Origin of the sequence: Riemerella columbina DSM 16469 (assembly GCF_000374405.1) — a bacterium.
Lineage (GTDB): Bacteria > Bacteroidota > Bacteroidia > Flavobacteriales > Weeksellaceae > Riemerella > Riemerella columbina.
The window spans coordinates 43117-60901 of record NZ_KB894262.1 but is presented as its reverse complement, the minus strand read 5'-3'; the positions used below and the strand labels follow the sequence as shown (position 1 = coordinate 60901).

At 36.7% G+C, this 17785-nt stretch carries 16 protein-coding genes and 1 tRNA gene; 8 read left to right on the top strand and 9 right to left on the bottom strand.

All coding sequences use genetic code 11. The annotated features are described in order from the left end of the window. Positions 1–17: 17 nt before the first annotated feature. From purB to C237_RS0109820, 5 genes are all read left to right on the top strand, one after another. Positions 18–1445, top strand: coding sequence for an adenylosuccinate lyase (gene purB / locus C237_RS0109840; protein WP_018676323.1), 1428 nt, complete (start codon positions 18–20; stop codon positions 1443–1445). Positions 1446–1665: 220 nt separating this feature from the next. Beyond that, entirely contained in the window at positions 1666–5352 is a 3687-nt protein-coding gene (locus C237_RS0109835) for a phosphoribosylformylglycinamidine synthase (RefSeq protein ID WP_018676322.1), read from the top strand. Positions 5353–5488: 136 nt separating this feature from the next. Further along, positions 5489–6208 carry a phosphoribosylaminoimidazolesuccinocarboxamide synthase gene (gene purC, locus C237_RS0109830; protein ID WP_018676321.1) on the top strand — a complete coding sequence of 240 codons (720 nt, stop codon included), beginning with the start codon at positions 5489–5491 and terminating at the stop codon, positions 6206–6208. A 23-nt stretch (positions 6209–6231) separates the two neighbouring features. Beyond that, entirely contained in the window at positions 6232–7710 is a 1479-nt protein-coding gene (gene purF / locus C237_RS0109825) for an amidophosphoribosyltransferase (RefSeq protein WP_018676320.1), read from the top strand. Between the two features lie 83 nt (positions 7711–7793). Next, complete coding sequence (locus C237_RS0109820; RefSeq protein WP_018676319.1) at positions 7794–8336, top strand: hypothetical protein; 543 nt, start codon at positions 7794–7796, stop codon at positions 8334–8336. Positions 8337–8340: 4 nt separating this feature from the next. Here the strand turns inward: C237_RS0109820 and C237_RS0109815 are convergent, their stop codons facing one another. From C237_RS0109815 to C237_RS0109780, 8 genes are all read right to left on the bottom strand, one after another. Beyond that, positions 8341–9432 carry a glycosyltransferase family 4 protein gene (locus C237_RS0109815; RefSeq protein WP_018676318.1) on the bottom strand — a complete coding sequence of 364 codons (1092 nt, stop codon included), beginning with the start codon at positions 9430–9432 and terminating at the stop codon, positions 8341–8343. Next, positions 9429–10205, bottom strand: coding sequence for a polysaccharide deacetylase family protein (locus tag C237_RS0109810; protein WP_018676317.1), 777 nt, complete (start codon positions 10203–10205; stop codon positions 9429–9431). The genes C237_RS0109815 and C237_RS0109810 overlap by 4 nt, the downstream gene beginning before the upstream one ends. Before the next feature lie 2 nt (positions 10206–10207). Next, positions 10208–11137: a glycosyltransferase family 2 protein gene (locus tag C237_RS0109805; protein WP_018676316.1), complete on the bottom strand. Its 930-nt coding sequence runs from the start codon at positions 11135–11137 to the stop codon at positions 10208–10210. A gap of 4 nt (positions 11138–11141) precedes the next feature. After that, entirely contained in the window at positions 11142–12305 is a 1164-nt protein-coding gene (locus tag C237_RS0109800) for a glycosyltransferase family 87 protein (RefSeq protein ID WP_026315625.1), read from the bottom strand. A gap of 10 nt (positions 12306–12315) precedes the next feature. Further along, on the bottom strand, positions 12316–13128 hold the full coding sequence (locus C237_RS0109795; protein ID WP_018676314.1) for a 2,3,4,5-tetrahydropyridine-2,6-dicarboxylate N-succinyltransferase: 813 nt from the start codon (positions 13126–13128) through the stop codon (positions 12316–12318). Between the two features lie 35 nt (positions 13129–13163). Beyond that, positions 13164–13703, bottom strand: coding sequence for a C40 family peptidase (locus C237_RS0109790; protein WP_018676313.1), 540 nt, complete (start codon positions 13701–13703; stop codon positions 13164–13166). 133 nt (positions 13704–13836) lie between these two features. Then, positions 13837–13910, bottom strand: a tRNA-Ala gene (locus tag C237_RS0109785). Positions 13911–13978: 68 nt separating this feature from the next. Further along, positions 13979–14206, bottom strand: a complete 228-nt coding sequence (locus C237_RS0109780) for a putative signal transducing protein (protein ID WP_018676312.1) — start codon at positions 14204–14206, stop codon at positions 13979–13981. A 114-nt stretch (positions 14207–14320) separates the two neighbouring features. On the opposite strand from C237_RS0109780, the gene C237_RS0109775 reads away from it, so the two are divergent. After that, the gene (locus C237_RS0109775; RefSeq protein ID WP_018676311.1) at positions 14321–15229 is read left to right on the top strand and encodes a CorA family divalent cation transporter; all 909 of its coding nucleotides are present in this window, start codon (positions 14321–14323) and stop codon (positions 15227–15229) included. On the opposite strand, the gene C237_RS0109770 is transcribed toward C237_RS0109775, so the two are convergent. Continuing rightward, positions 15226–15780 (bottom strand): thioredoxin family protein, encoded by a 555-nt coding sequence (locus tag C237_RS0109770; RefSeq protein ID WP_018676310.1) that lies wholly within the window; start codon positions 15778–15780, stop codon positions 15226–15228. The genes C237_RS0109775 and C237_RS0109770 overlap by 4 nt on opposite strands. Positions 15781–15912: 132 nt before the next feature. Here C237_RS0109770 and C237_RS0109765 point away from each other — a divergent pair, with 132 nt between their 5' ends. Then, on the top strand, positions 15913–16803 hold the full coding sequence (locus tag C237_RS0109765) for a lysophospholipid acyltransferase family protein (RefSeq protein ID WP_026315624.1): 891 nt from the start codon (positions 15913–15915) through the stop codon (positions 16801–16803). Positions 16804–16809: 6 nt separating this feature from the next. Further along, complete coding sequence (locus C237_RS0109760; RefSeq protein ID WP_018676308.1) at positions 16810–17784, top strand: glycosyltransferase family 2 protein; 975 nt, start codon at positions 16810–16812, stop codon at positions 17782–17784. Position 17785 lies beyond the last annotated feature (1 nt).

The following is a 17785-nucleotide window of genomic DNA, read 5'->3' as shown; positions in this document are numbered from 1 at the left end:
AAAAAATAAAAAGTAAAATGAACACCTACAAAAACCCATTAGAAGAGCGCTACTCTAGCCCAGAGATGCTATTCAACTTTTCTCATGACAACAAATTTCAAAACTGGCGAAAACTTTGGATTGCGCTAGCAGAAATTGAAAAAGATTTAGGCTTAGACATTAGTGACAAGCAAATTGCAGAACTCAAAGCCCATGCAACTAATATCGACTATACCAAAGCCGCCGAATACGAGAAAAAATTCCGCCACGATGTGATGGCACATGTCCACACTTATGGCGATGTAGCCCCTTCTGCTAAAGGCATTATTCACTTAGGTGCTACTTCTGCATTTGTAGGAGACAATACCGATTTAATCCAAATTCGAGATGGACTATTAATCTTAAAGAAAAAATTAGTCAATGTCATCAAAAGACTTTCCGATTTTGCTTTAAAATACAAAGATACCCCAACTTTAGGCTTTACCCATTATCAACCCGCACAGCTTACAACTATTGGGAAACGCGCAACGCTTTGGTTGCAATCTCTAATTTTGGACTTTGAAGAATTAGAATTTTTCTTAGACACCCTCCGTTTCAGAGGCGTTAAGGGAACTACGGGAACAGCGGCGAGTTTTTTAGAATTATTCAATGGCGATTATTCCAAAGTTAAAACCTTAGACCGCGAGCTTTCTAAGCGTTTTGGATTTGATAAAGTGTTTGGCGTTTCAGGGCAGACTTACGACCGAAAAATCGATGCTAAAGTAGTAGCATTGCTATCCAATATTGCCCAATCGGCACACAAATTCACTAACGACTTAAGGCTACTCCAAAACCTTAAAGAAATAGAAGAACCGTTTGAGAAAAACCAAATTGGCTCTTCGGCGATGGCGTATAAAAGAAACCCTATGCGTTCCGAGCGTATCGGTGCATTAGCAAAATATGTAATGTCGTTAGCCTCCAGTTCGGCTATGGTAGCGGCTACACAGTGGTTTGAGCGTACTTTGGACGACTCTGCCAACAAGCGCCTTACTATTCCACAAGCGTTTTTAGCAGTAGATGCCATTTTACTCATTTGGAACAATATTTTAGACGGTATCGTGGTATACGAAAACCGTATCAACAAGCACATTATGGAAGAATTGCCATTTATGGCGACCGAATATATCATCATGGAGGAGGTAAAAGCAGGTGGAGACCGTCAGGAAATCCACGAAACCATCCGCCAACACTCTATGGAAGCCAGTAAAAAGGTAAAAATGGAAGGCAAAGAAAACGATTTAATCGAAAGAATAATGAATGATAATTCCTTAAAAATGGACAAATCTAAAATTTCGGAGGTACTTTCGCCAAAGAATTTTATCGGCTTTGCGCCTATTCAAACGGAGGAATTTATCAAAAATGAAGCACAACCTATCGTAGACAAATACGCAGATTTAATCGGTTTAGAGGTAGAACTAAAGGTATAGCCAGCATTACAGCTCATCATTTGGGCTGTATTTTTTTTGGCGTGCCCCTAGCCAACGCTGGGGCAGCCGCTCGGGTCGGGCTTTCGGCTTTATCTTTTTTTCGGTCGTCCCTCCCTCAAAAAAGGATGCCGCCTCTATCCCTCACGCAACAAGGCGTTGAAATAAAATGCGTATATTTAACCCAACAATACCAGTAAGGTGTTGAAAAGAAAAAAAACAAATGAACAAAAGAATATTCATAGAGAAAAAATCTACTTTCGATGTTGAAAGCCCTAAGGTGTTCAATGAAATCAAAACCATCGTTCCTCATGCTAAAAATGCTAAGGTCTATGCCGTTTACGATATTTTTGGTCTTAGTGAGGCAGAATTTCAGAAAGTGCTGCACACCACTTTTGCAGACCCTGTGGTAGATATTTTACATGAAAACAATCCTGCAACCCATTCTTTTTTTGCTACGGAGTTTTTACCAGGGCAATACGACCAACGCGCCGACTCGGCACAGCAGTGTATCACTTTGCTTACTGGAAATAACAACGCCAAAGTACGCAGTGGCAAACTTATAGAAATAGAAGGTGTTTCGTATTCCGAATTACAGAGCATTAAAAACCTATTAATCAATAAGGTAGAATCTCAGGAAAAAGACCTTTCTGTTTTAGAAATTCCAAAAGAAGAAACGCCTGATGAAGTCATTACTTACGAAGGTTTCATTAATTGGAATAGTGAAGAATTAAAAAAATTCTACGAAGCACAAGGCTTTGCGTTTGGGCTAGACGATTTAGAGTACATCCAAAATTTCTTTAAATCTGAACAACGCAACCCTACGGAAACGGAGCTTAAAGTATTAGACACTTATTGGAGTGACCATTGTCGCCATACTACTTTTGAAACCGAACTTACCAATATCGAATTTAAAGGCGAGTTTAAATCTACTTTAGAAACCATCTTCAACGATTATTTAGAAAAAAGAAAATTCTTAGGTCGAGAGCATAAGCCTATTTCCCTAATGGACTTAGCCACCGTATGTGCAAGATATTTCCATAAAACTGGGCAACTCGACAACCTTGTGGTATCCGATGAAATCAATGCTTGCACCATAGAAATAGAAGCCGAATTTGATGGTAAAAAAGAACCTTGGTATTTATTATTCAAAAATGAAACCCACAACCACCCTACGGAAATAGAACCTTTTGGTGGCGCGTCTACTTGTTTAGGTGGGGCGATAAGAGACCCATTATCTGGGCGTTCATTTGTCTACCAAGCCATGCGATTGTCTGGTGCTGCTGATGTTTTAGAACCCGTAGAGCAAACTTTAGCAGGAAAACTTCCCCAAAGAATCATTACCAAACAAGCTGCCAATGGCTATTCCTCTTATGGAAATCAAATAGGGTTGGCAACCACACAAGTATCCGAAATCTACCACGAAGGCTATAAAGCTAAGCGTATGGAAGTGGGATTTGTAGTCGGTGCCGTTCCAGTAGATTGGGTAAAGAGAGAGCAACCCAAACTTGGCGATTTAGTGATTGTGCTTGGCGGCGCTACGGGTAGAGATGGCGTAGGCGGTGCTACGGGGAGTTCTAAGGAACAAGATGAAACGGCTATCCATACTCTTTCCACAGAAGTTCAGAAAGGGAATGCTGTAGAAGAACGCAAAATCCAAAGATTGTTTAGAAACCCAGAGGTAACTCAACTCATCAAAAAATCTAATGATTTTGGAGCAGGCGGAGTTTCGGTTGCGATTGGTGAAATCGCTGATAGTTTGAATATTAATTTAGATGCCTTACCATTAAAATACGAAGGACTTAATGGAACAGAATTAGCCATTTCGGAATCTCAAGAGCGTATGGCGGTGGTGATAGACGCTAAAGATAAAGCACAATTCATCGACTATTGTGAACAAGAAAACATTCAAGCCGTAGAGGTGGCAAAAGTAACCGATAGCGGTAGAATACAAATGTTTTGGAACGGTGAAAAAATCGTAGATTTAAGCCGTGCCTTTCTCGATACCAATGGTTGCGCGAAATCTCAAAATGTGGAAGTTTCACATTTAAAACCCATTGAGCAAAAGCAACAAACCTTTAATAAAGACCTATGGATAGATTTATTAAAAGATAAAAATATCACTTCTCAAAAAGGCTTATTAGAAATGTTTGATGCTACTGTGGGGGCTACAACCGTAGCCATGCCATTAGGCGGAAAATATCAATTGACCCCTATGGAAGGCAGTGTACAGACTTTACCTATTTTAGGTGCTAAAGATATAGAAACGGTATCCTTAGCCAGTTGGGGTTTTGATGCTGAACTTGCCGAACAAAACTCTATGGCCAGTGCCAGTTTAGCCGTTGTGGAAAGTGTGGCTAAAATTGTCGCTATGGGAGGTAATTTTAGAAATATCCGATTGAGTTTCCAAGAATATTTTGAGAAAATGGGACAGCAACCTGAAAAATGGGGCAAACCCCTTGCCTCGTTATTGGGCGCGTACGATGCACAGATGAATTTAGGCTTAGCGGCAATTGGTGGCAAAGACTCTATGTCAGGGACTTATCAAGACCTTAATGTGCCTCCTACTTTAATTTCTTTTGCTTGTGCTAATGGTGAAAAATCCCATATCATTTCCCCAGAATTTAAACAGGCTGGACATTATATTTACCACTTCCATCATCAGACCCAAGAGAATGGACTGCCAAATTATAAAGCCTTAACGGAAGTTTACGATTTTATTCATCAACATATTAAAGATAACAATATCGTTTCTGTTAAAACCATTAAAGACGGTGGTATTGCCATTGCATTAGCCAAAATGAGTTTTGGGAATGGTTTAGGTGCTAAGGTAAATATAGACAACCATTTGATTTTAGATAAAAATATTGGTGGATTAGTAATTGAAAGTCCAATAGAACTTCAGCATCCGCTATTAAAATTAATTGGAAAGGTTGAAGATTCTAAAACATTACAAATCAATGATGTTAAGGTAAATATTAACGATTTGGTTCAGGCTTATGAGTCTACTTTTGAAGGTTTATTTCCAACAAAAGAACAAGATAAAATAGTGGTAGCGCTAGAAAAACCAACCCCTCAACCGCGAAATATCATCATTAAAAAGCACCATATCGCAAAGCCACGCGTATTTACGCCAGTATTCCCTGGTACGAACTGTGAATATGAAACCCTAAATGCCTTTAGAAAGGAAGGAGCAGAGGTGGCTATGAAGCCATTGATTAACCTCAATCCTGAATACCTCCAAGAAAGTATAGACGCTTGGGCTAAGGAAATTGAAAACGCTCAGATTTTAGCATTTTCAGGTGGATTTTCAGCAGGTGACGAACCCGATGGCTCAGCTAAATTCATCATAAATGTTTTAAAAAATGATACCATGCGAAATGCCGTTCATAAACTACTGGAAAGAGATGGTATGATTATCGGTATTTGTAATGGCTTCCAAGCCTTGGTAAAGTCTGGACTGTTGCCGTATGGTGAAATCAAGGATTTAGATGCCAATGCCCCTACCCTATCTCATAATGCGATTGGTAGACATATTTCCCAAATGGTAAATGTAAAAGTCATTAACGATGATTCCCCTTGGCTGAAAGGAATGAAAGACCAAATTTATACGATTCCAATTTCACATGGTGAAGGTAGATTTATGGCATCTAAGGAAGTGCTACAAACGCTGTATGACCATGGTCAAATTGCAACGCAGTATGTAGACTTAGAAGGGCGTATTGCCCATGGTATGCCATTTAATCCAAATAATTCGTTATTTGGAATTGAAGGTGTTACAAGCCCATGTGGTAAAATTTTTGGTAGAATGGGACACCCTGAACGCTATGCCAAAGGCTTGTTTAAAAATATCCCAACTGCCAACTATCATAATGTGTTTAAAAATGGAGTGGACTATTTTAGAGGTTAGAGGTTAGAGGAAATTAATCTTGTTAATAATACAAAGCAAATTTTGATATGACTTTTTAAATTAAAATTAACTTCAATTCTAAATTCTAATATCTAAGTTCTAAATTCCATTATAATTAATAATAAAAAGTAAAAATATGATACAGAAAGGAGCAATGCTATACGAAGGTAAAGCAAAACAAGTGTTTGAAACCGACAAAGCCGATGAAGTAATTGTGCGTTTTAAAGACGATGCCACAGCTTTTAATGCGCAAAAAAAAGGACAAGTGGATAAAAAAGGGCAAATGAATAATGTCATCACTACACTTATTTTCCAATATCTAAATGATAAAGGAATTCCAACGCACTTTATTAAGCAACTGGATGATAGAGAGCAATTGGTAAAAAAAGTGGACATTATCCCTTTGGAAATGGTGGTACGCAACTATTCCGCAGGGAGTATGGCAAAACGCCTCGGTATAGAAGAAGGCATCAAATCACCCATCACGATTTATGATATTTGCTATAAAAAAGATGAATTGGGTGACCCACTCATCAACGATTATCATGCGATATTTTTAGGTGCTGCCACCAGAGCCGAATTGGACGAAATGTACGCCCTGACGGGGAAAATCAACGAGATATTGATAGACTTATTCGATAAAATGAATATTATTTTGGTAGACTTTAAAATTGAATTAGGTAAAACTGCAGATGGCAAAATTATCCTAGCCGACGAAATTTCGCCAGACACTTGCCGACTTTGGGATAAAGACACCATGAAAAAACTTGATAAAGACCGCTTTAGAAGAGACCTCGGTGGTGTAACCGAAGCCTACGAAGAAATTTACAACAGATTAAAACAAGCACTCGCTTAGGATATAAAAGTTAGATATCATCAATGAAAACAATCCCTCAACACAGAGAAGACTATCTCAATCAGTTTAAACATAGAGCTTACGGTAGAAATCTATTCCGAACCAAAGCAGAAGAAGCCCTAGATGCGCCACAAGAAGAGTGCGGTATTTTTGGGCTATATGCACCAGAAAATTTAGATACCTTTTCACTATCTCAATTTGGTCTTTTTGCCTTACAACATAGAGGTCAGGAAGCCTGTGGGATTTCCGTAAGCCACGATGGAAAAATCCTCAATCTAAAAGACGAGGGTTTGGTTCTAGATGTATATAAAGAAATAGAAAATCCGCAAAATTTTATGGGCAATAGCGTGATTGGGCATACCCGATACACGACGGCTGGGGATAAGAAGAAATATAATTTTCAGCCCTTTTTCGCTAAAAACGAATACGACCAAATCATTCTTTCTATCGCCCATAATGGAAACCTTACCAATGCCAAGCAACTCAAAGCAGAACTGGAAAAGGAAGGCGTTGTATTTCGTGCGACTTCGGATTCGGAGGTGATTTTAAGATTGATTCAGAAGAATTTAGACCTTGGATTGCGTGGGGCAATTAAAGCCACGATGGAGCGCATCCAAGGCGCATATTCTGTGGTGGGGATGACCAGAAATAAGTTTTTTGCCTTTAGAGATTTTAATGGCATTCGCCCATTGGTATTAGGGACTATGGAAAATGGTGGCTATGTAGTTGCTTCTGAAAGTTGTGCATTAGATGCCGTAGGGGCTACCTATACGCGAGATATCCAACCTGGAGAAATTGTCTATACTGGGGAAAATGAGGACGAACTAAAATCGTATTTAGTAAAAAAAGATTGTCAGCGCCATATCTGTTCTTTTGAATACATTTACTTCGCGCGTCCAGATTCTGAAATGGAACGCATCAATGTACACGAAATACGAGAGAAATCTGGCGAAAAAATTTGGGAACAAGCCCCAGTAGATGCAGATATGGTGATTGGTGTACCTGACTCTGGCGTGCCTGCGGCAATTGGTTTTTCTAAGGCTTCGGGGATTCCTTTTAGACCTGTGTTGATTAAAAACCGCTATATCGGAAGGTCATTTATCATTCCAACACAAGAAATGAGAGAGCGTATCGTCAACTTAAAGCTCAATCCTATTGTATCGGAAATTAAAGGCAAACGCGTCGTTATTATTGATGATTCTATTGTGCGAGGGACCACATCTAAACGCTTGGTGAAAATTCTTAAAAATGCTGGGGTAAAAGAAATCCATTTCCGTAGTGTATCGCCACCGATTATTGCCCCATGCTACCTAGGCATCGACACGCCAACAAAAGACGATTTAATCTCTGCTAATATGAACATTGAGGAATTAAGAGATTACCTTGGGGTAGATTCTTTAGAGTTTCTGAGTATGGATAATTTAAAAGATATTTTAGGCTCAGAACGCCATTGTTTTGGATGCTTTACCGAAACTTATCCTGTACCTAGAATTGATGATTAAATGAGTAAAACATGGGAGTATTTTCATCACATCATATTAGAAAACATAAACGCGTGAACAGAATTTTATTCAAATTTGCGTTTATGTTTTTGGTATTTTTATACTCTTGTAATGGCTCTAAAAATTCTGGTAATTCGTGTAAAATTGCAGATTACAATCCCAATCCATTAACCATCGAGGGCTATACTTTTAGTGCCAAACATTATAAAAATAGTTCGCCTGAAGACCTTCAATTTTATTCTATCAGTACCAGTAAAGATTCTATTGCTAATCTATTACAAACGATAACAGAAAATAACTTTAAAAACCCAAAAGCCATTATTATATTTTCAAACGAAATTATTCATAATGATAGTATTGCTTTAAAAAACATTCATGATTTTGCCGTCTATGAAGTGTTGCCTGACTCTGACCAAAATTTTAATGTTAAAGTTTTTAAACAAAACCAAGAATTTCACACTTCCAACCTCAAAACCAATAATGTGACAACAAATGATTTTATAACGCTATCAGAAACCTTAAATCAAGGAAAGCACCATCAAAATATCATTGCTGTGATGAATGTAAAAGGTTTAAAAGCCCATACGAAAAACCGTTCTGAAATTCAAACTCAATTAGGAAAATAGAAAACTATATCAGTTCTTGATAAACCGCCATTAAGTTTTTGGCAATGGTGTCGTCATTAAATTTTTGAACGAATTCAAATCCCTTGTCAGCGCGACGATTTCGTTCTTCTTCATTATCCCAAAGATGTAATATTTTAGCACGGATATCTTCTGCACTATAAGGATTTATATAAATACTATCCGCACCGCCTGCTTCTGGTAAACAGCTAAGGTTGCTCGTAATGACTGGTGTTTTAGAAAATAAAGCTTCAATGACAGGAATACCAAACCCTTCAAATAAACTCGGATAGATAAATAGATTTGTCATTTGATATATTGCAGCCAATTCCCGCATAGTGACACCAGATAAAAACTTAACTTTTTGTTTGTATTGAGCAATTTCTTGTTCCACTTTTTTATAATACGAAGTCTTTTTACCAACTACTACCAAAGGTATCTCTGTTTCTCTTAATGCTTTAACCACACTTAAAAGATTTTTGCGAGGTTCAATGGTACCAACATTCAAAATAAAACGCTCTGGAAGTTCATATTTATTGGTAATCTTTTGTTTTAAATCTTGGCTAATTTCAGTTTTAAATGCAGCATGGCAACCTTGATAAACCACTCTAATTTTATCTTCAGAAATCCCTAAAAACTCAATAATATCTCGTTTAGTTTGTTCAGAAATTGCAATAACAAGGTCTGCACTTTCAGCGGCTTTTTTAAATTTCCAATAATGAATTTTTCTATCAAAAAAAGAATAAAATTGAGAAAATCTCATAAAAATTAAATCGTGAATGGTAACGACTTTTTTTATTTTTTTGCCATTCCATTTTAAGGGTAGCTCTCCTGAAAGTCCATGAAAAATAGTTGCCCCCGCATTCTGAGCCTCTACGCCCATTTTTAATTGTCGCTCCAAAAATCCATTAGATATAGGATGAAAACTAACATTAGGCAATGCTAGAATTTCAGCTCCTCTTTCGGATTTATTTTTGCTCCACAATTGATAGTCGTTATCAGGATAATATTCGGCTAAAATCCTTACCAAATCTCGTGAATAATTTCCTAATCCAGAAGCATTATGAAAAAATCGCTTGGCGTCGTAGGCTATTTTCATGACTCTATTTTTTGCTTAATAAAAGTGAAAAAAGTACCAAAATCATAACCTTTATTTTTAAAATAAGTAATCAATTCATCAAAACGACGCACCATCGCATCGCCCGTATTTTTAGTTGTAAAGTCAGGCAATTGATAGGCTGATTTTGTAATGTCCATAAACTCCCAAGGATGAAAATAAAGATTTAAATAGCCATCTTTTTTCATTGCATAGCGACAAAGCCAACGATAAAAAGCAGTAGGAAAGTTATGAAAACTTAACCAAAATAAAGGCACTCTAAAACAAGATACTGAAGCTGGAATTTGCCAAACATCATTTTCCTTAAAATAAGTTCTAGAAACTTTTAAATTATTATATCTTCCCGGTAAAAAAGTGGGATTAATGGAAGAGTTATATTCATAGCCTGCGTCTGAAACAGCCGTTTTGCTCACTGGTTGCATTCTCGGCATTCTAAGACCTTTTACCTCAACATTAAATAATTGATTCAACTGTTCACGAGATTTTTTTAAATCTGCTTCATCAAATTGTGAATGATACCAAGTATGGGAAGCTAGCTCATGACCTTCAGATAGTAATCGTTCAATCAATGGTTTGCTATTTTCGGCAAAAACCACTGTAGAAAAAAAAGTGGCTTGTACTTGATGTTTTTTCAACAAGTCTAAAATCTTCGTTAAACCGCCTTGGGATACTGCCAATTGCTCTTCGAAAGGAATTGTTCCTTTATATTCCAAAGGCATATCAAATTCTTCTATGTCAAATGAAAGTAATACCATAATTAAAAGTTTTTGGAACGGATGATATAGTTGGGACGCTCCTTAGATTGTTTGAAAATTTTGCCCAAATAAATTCCAATGATACCCATTAAAATAAATTGCATACCACCGAAAAATACTACCGTCATAATTAACGATGCCCAACCCGAAATTTCTGTTTTTGCCCAAAATGAATAAGCCACATAAGGCACATAAATCAATACGGCTAAAGCTGAAATTAAGAATCCTAAATAAGCAGCGATATACAATGGCTTAACGCTAAATGCTGTAATTCCCGTAAAGGCAAATTTCATCATTTTTTTGAGATTATAACTACTCTCACCAGAGAAGCGTTCCGATGCAGTAAATTCGATTCCCGTTTGTTTAAAGCCTACCCAACTGGCTAAGCCTCTAAGGAATAAATCGTCTTCTTTCATGGTTCGCATCACTTCAATGACTGAAGCGTCCATTAATCTAAAATCTGAACCGCCACCCTTGGTTAAGTTGACATCGGATAATTGAGATAAAAATCGGTAAAACCATTTAGATGTCCAGCGTTTAAAATAGGAAATTTCTTTAGGATAAGTACGAATAGTGTAGACTAAATCATAGCCCGCTTCCCATTGTTGTATCATCTTTGGAATTAATTCTGGCGGGTGTTGCAAATCGGCATCCATAGAAATCACGGCATTGCCATAGGCACAATCCATTCCTGCTTTAACTGCTGGTTGATGACCAAAATTCCTTGAAAATTCTATATATTTAATTTCTTTAAATTCTTGAGAAACTTGCTCTAACACTTGCTGTGTATTATCCCTACTTCCATCGTTTACAAAAATAATTTCAAACTGATAGTTAGGAAGTGTGGTAAATACTTCTTTTATTCGCTGATGAATAGGGCGAATATTATGCTCTTCATTATAGGCGGGTATGACGATAGTAATGGTTTTCATAGGTTTAATTTAATGCGTAGTCTTTTTCAAAATCCTTTACCATCAATTCATAAATGATTCTAAACCATACCAAACAACAAGGTAACGCTTTTAATGAATATTTAATGATATATTCTTCTTTAATCCATCTTGGAAATAAATCTGAAAATCCAAAACAGGTTAAAACCATTACGAAAATCATTAGCCCTAAAGTCAATGGTGTTTGCTGTTTTTGCATGATGAACCAAATCATTACCCCTGCCACTGCAATAATATAAGTCGGCGATTCCGAACCTGAACTGAACAACACGATAAATAGTAAGGTAGAGGCTAAAATCATCATTCGAAAGGCGGTATGCTGATACTGAGAAATTCTAATATAAGGCAATGCAAAAACGAGCATTCCTGGGATTAAAAATATTAAATTAGAAATATTTGCATCGCCTAAAACCCTGCGAACAATTCCCATTAATGAATAATCTTGACGATTGCCGAGCACTTGATTTGAAAGGTTTTTTTCGCTTAAAGATTGATACCAATCTACATAAGAATGCCATCCAAAATGAACATCAGAAATAAGCATAGGCATCACAAAAAATAAAATGGAAATCCCTATTATAGAAAAGATAAACTTCATCTTATTTTTAATAAAGAAAAACCCTGAAAGCCCTGCAATACCATAAATTTTTACAAAAAAGCCGATCAGAATGGCTACCGCGGCATGGACTTCTTTTTTATTATTTATATATATTGCCGATAATATCAATAGTGCAGTAAGTCCTACATTAAACTGTAAACTTACTGCAGCCGTAATATATTCTTGAAAACACAACCACGCCACAAAAGATTTCTTTGGCGTAGACAATGGTAATTTTGAGAAGGCATAAATTAATAAGCCTGCATTGGCTAAGTTCCAAAGTGGCATTCCTAAAACATCGGGTAATAATGCGAAAGGCATGATGAGCCAACTAAAGAAAATTCCATAATGGTTACTATCAAAATACAATTCTGGATAGAGGCCGTAAAGGTTCTGCCGATGCAGGGTATTGTAGAATACATTCTTAAAAATCAGATAATTATTATGCTGTCCCTCTCCCATTTTACTCAGTGCTGTAATAATGGAAGTAAGCAAATAAATCCCAAATATATACTTGGGATTTGAAATGAATTTTAAGAATTTAGCTTTCAAAATATCAAATTTAAACCGCTACATTATTTTCTCTCAACGCATCGTTTAGAGAGGTCTTTTTATCGGTAGATTCTTTTCTTTTACCAATAATTAAGGCACATGGTACTTGGTATTCGCCTGCTGGGAATTGTTTCGTTAAACTTCCCGGAATTACTACTGAGCGTGCTGGTACTCTGCCTTTATATTCTACGGGTTCGCTTCCCGTTACATCAATGATTTTGGTAGAACCCGTCAATACTACATTAGCCCCAAGTACGGCTTCTTTTTCTACATGAACCCCTTCTACTACAATACATCTTGAACCTACAAAGACATCATCTTCAATAATCACAGGGGCCGCTTGTAATGGTTCTAATACGCCACCAATACCTACACCACCACTCAAATGCACATTTTTACCAATCTGAGCACAACTTCCCACCGTAGCCCAAGTGTCCACCATAGTTCCGCTATCTACATAGGCACCAATATTAACATAAGACGGCATCATAATAACGCCAGAGGCAATATAAGCTCCTTCTCTAGCCACTGCATGAGGTACTACCCTCACACCTTTTTCTGCATAGTTTTTCTTTAATGGCATTTTGTCGTGAAATTCAAAAGGTCCTACCTCTATCGTTTCCATTTTTTGAATGGGGAAATACATCACAACGGCTTTTTTTACCCATTCATTAACTTGCCATCCGTTTTCCGTAGGCTCTGCTACGCGCAATTCCCCTAAATCTAATTTAGCAATCACTTCGCGAATGGCTTTTTGGCTGTCTTCATTTTTTAGAAGTTCTCTATTATCCCAAATATTTTCAATAGTTTGTTGTAATGACATAGTTTTATTTTTGTTTTATATGTTAATTTTTTCTTTTAAAGTACGCGCCTTGCAAATAGAAAGGCTTTATTCCAATAGTTTTGATTAAGTGATGAAACCATAACGCCTTTGGATGAGGACGCATGGATAAAGGTAATTTCACCATCGGGTAAGATATCGTATACAATGCCCACATGAGAAACCTTACTCCCACCAGAGGTTGCAAAAAACACTAAATCACCTGGTCGGATTTGACTAACGGCAACCTGTACCCCTTCCAAAGCTTGGTCAGCAGAGCGGCGTGGTAAGGATTTATCATTTTCTAAAAACACTTTGCATACCAGCCCCGAACAGTCGAATCCTGATGAGGTGTTGCCCGCGTATTTATAAGGCGTTCCAATATATTTCTCGGCATCTTTTAAAATTCTAACGACTTGTCGAGATAGTGAGGCGTTATAAGCCCTTGAACTCAAAGTTTTTGAGGTTTTAGGTTGGTAGGATGAAGACTTTGCCCTACTTCTGGAAGTACTGCTATGGGAAGTTCCACAACTATAAAGGGTCATCATTATTAAAAATAAGCCTATAAATTTCTTCATCATTAAAAGTTTTGAGTTGATGTAAAATGGTATTAATCCTCAAAAATACAACTTTTAAATTTTAATCACTTTATTTTATAAAAAAAATCCTTTAGACTAAAGGATTTTTAATGTTTGATAAAAGTTTAAACTGTGGAGAATACGGGATTCGAACCCGTGACCTTTTGACTGCCAGTCAAACGCGCTAGCCAACTGCGCCAATTCCCCAAAAAAGTTTCGCAATAATACAACAATTCTTTCAAATAATCGTACTTTCTATTGCAAAATTTTATATGCTAGTCATTATTCTCTTTTAGATAAGCATCAATTAAATCAAGGGCTTTTTTCTCGTCCTGCAAACTTACCTTTACACACATTCCCGTTGCCGTAGGTGTAGAAAGAAAAGATAAATAATTATTGTCCACTTCCGCAGCAATACCTGCATCTTCCAATTTAGATTTTATCAATTGTACTTCTGAGATGTTATCGGCTTCAAACACCGAAACTTTTGTAGTTGCGTCCATAATTCAAAATGTTTTAAGCCCGAAATATACGAATATTAGCATTTAAAAGCAAATTTTTTTGAACCACCTCTCAAGAAGACTCAATTTTTAAGCAAAATTAATTACTTTTGCACTATGGCAAGAGCACTTATTTTTAAAAATCAGTTTTGTGAATGGCTAGATGTTCAAAAACCCACGAAAGAGGATTTGTCCTTTTTACATCAAACCTATGGTGTCAATAAATTTCACTTAGAAGATGCCATAGATCCGAGCCACCTTCCAAAATTTGAGAAAGTAGACGACATTAAGTTTTTTCTTACTCGAGAGTATTTGGATCTTCATAGAAAAAATCTAAATGGAGTAAATGATATCAGTACTAAGCTAGCCATTTTAATCGTTAATAATACACTTATCACCATTCATAGAACGAATAATAAAAGTATAGAAGAACTAGCGGCAGAATTACAAGAAGAACACAACAACCATCTAAGTAGCAGTCCAGAAAAATTAGCACTGTACCTCGGACTAAAAGTGATCAAATCCTTTGACGACGAAAGTAGAAAACTGATCTTGAAAGTGGATAAAATAGAAACCGAAATATTCCTCCAAAATCATGTAGACTATAACCCTATAACGGAACTCTATAAAATAAAACGCAAAGCAGGGCTGAGTACAAGAGTCCTTCAAATGTCGAATGATTGGATTAATGCTTTCAAACTTTTAGATTTGAAGGATATAGAAATTGCTGACCTTATTGATAAACAAAAAGATGTAATTGCCGACTTTGACCACCTCAACTCACAGATTACCAACTTAATTTCTATGTATATCGCACTTTCTGACCAAAAAGCCAACCAAGTGATGAAACTCTTAGCCATTTACTCGGTGTATTTCTTGCCTATTACCTTTATTGCAGGGCTCTATGGAATGAACTTCGATGTAATGCCAGAGCTTCATCAAAAATATGGTTACTTTATTACTTTAGCCGTGATGGCAGCGATTGTCATTGCGACATTTATCTATTTCAAAAGAAAAAAGTTTTAGCGCTTAGGCTTCCATTGGTTAAAGAACTCCTTTACTTTTTCTAAGCTATAGCCATCCCCATCTTCCAATACAGCACTGTCTTGGGTATGAATCATTTTGCCATTTTCATCTAAGACGATAAAGACTGGATAGCCATATTTAGCCCCCGGATTATCAAATTGATTAAACAAAGCCTCGTTCTTGTTTTCCTTAGAATAATTTAGATGATAATACAAGTAGTTTTCATCAATAATAGATTTTAGTTCTGGGGTTTTCTGAACATAATCGTTGAATCTAAGGCACCAGATACACCAATTGCCCCCTGCCTGAATCATAATATTTTTATGTTCTTTTTGTGCTTGTTTTATCAATTCTGCCAACTTCGCCTCAGCATCTTCTTCTGGATGATAAGGTTTTTCTAATGATGCTTTTTCTTGTTTGGCGGATTCTTTTTTAGCCTCGGTAGTTGCTACAGAATCTTGAACCGCTTGCGATGTAGCTTCTTTGCTTTTCTGGCAAGAAAATAATATAGATTGGGCTAATGCTAAAGAAATGACGATTGATTTTTTCATAAATTTATTTTTCTAGTTTAATAGGTAATTTTTAAGTTTAAATTATAACTTTTTAAGTTTAAACAAATATAATCAAATTTTCAATATACCATATGGATTTCAATTTGTAAATTTGCGGGAAAATATAATACTTTGAATAGACTTCTGTTTGCGATACTTTTGTTGTTTTCAAGATTACCATTGTCGATTTTATATGTGTTCTCAGACCTTATTTTCGTGTCGCTTTACCATATTACAGGCTATCGAAAAAAAGTGGTGATGAACAACCTCAACCATGCATTTCCTGAGAAAAGCGATAAAGAAAAACAAGCCATTTGCAAAGCATTTTATCATAATTTTTCAGATTATATTGTAGAAACTCTAAAAACTTTTACCATTAGCAACACCGAACTTAGAGTTCGGGTGCAGCACCTTAACCAACATCTGTTTCAAGACGCCAAAGATGAGGGCAAAAATATTATAATGTTGGCTGGACATGTCTTTAATTGGGAATGGTTCAATGCCTTAGCCACCGTCATTCCCCAAGAGCATTGCTACCCCGTGTATAGAAAAATCCAAAGTCGGTTTTGGGAAGAAAAAATAAAACTCATTCGTGGGCGTTTTGGCAATACCGCTTTGGAAGCCAACCAGGTCATTCGGCATATGCTAAAAACCCCTAACGATGGTAACTCCGCCTATATGTTCGTGGCAGACCAATCGCCTCATATTTCGGAAATTCGCTACGGTTTAAATTTCCTTAACCAAAATACGCCTGCTTTTATCGGTTATGATAAACTTTCAACCAAAATGGATTTAGTATTTATCTACTGCGAAATGAAAAAAGTAAAACGCGGGTATTACCAAGTAAATTACCATAGAATCTATCCTGATGGCGAAAAATTCCAACCTTATGAAGTGGTTCATAAATTCCACCAACTATTAGAAAACACCATCAACAAAAGACCCGACAACTGGCTTTGGAGCCACCGAAGATGGAAATACCAACACGCCTTATCCGAACTTGATTACAACACTAAATATTAAACCACTATGACCATTGCTATTGCCATACTCAACTATAACGGAAAACATTGGCTTAAACGGTTTTTACCTAATATTATCCGCTATTCTAAAGAAGCAAAAATTTATGTTATTGATAACGCTTCTACGGATAACTCCATAGCTTTATTAGAAGAAAAATTCCCTGAAATTAGCATTGTCAAAAATAAAAAAAATACAGGATTCGCAGGTGGATATAATGAGGGACTTCAGCATATAAAAGAAGATATTTTTTGCTTACTTAATTCCGATGTAGAAGTTACCGAAAATTGGTTGGTTCCCGTGATGGATTTATTCCAAAAAAATCAGAATATCGCTGCCATTCAACCTAAAATTTTAGATTTTAATAATGAACAATACTTTGAATTTGCAGGAGCTGGCGGTGGTATGATGGATAATTTAGGCTACCCGTATTGCCGAGGCAGACGGTTTGATGATTTAGAAAAAGACCAAGGACAATACGATGATGTGAAGGAAATCTTTTGGGCATCGGGCTGTTGTTTATTCATCAGAAGAGAAGATTTTTTCAATATCGGTAGATTTGACGAGCGTTTTTTTGCCCATCAGGAAGAAATAGACCTGTGTTGGCGATTGAAAAACAAAGGACGCCTAGTATTCTATACGGGATATTCGCGCGTGTATCATGTAGGGGGTGGTACACTAAACAAACAACACCCACAAAAAACCTACCTCAACATTCGCAATAACCTTTCTATGCTCCTAAAAAACTTACCCAAAAGCAAACTATGGCTCATCTTTCCACGCCTTTGCTTAGACGGGTTGGCAGGGATTTATTTTGGAATTAAAAACGGATTTCCTCATCTCTGGGCGGTGGTAAGAGCCCATTTTGCATTCTACGCTCAAGCCCCTGAAACTTGGAAACGGCGAGATAAACACCAAACCCAAAATTATCATCAAGACCAATGGATTGTTGTTAAATATTTTATTACCGATAGATTTAAGTAAA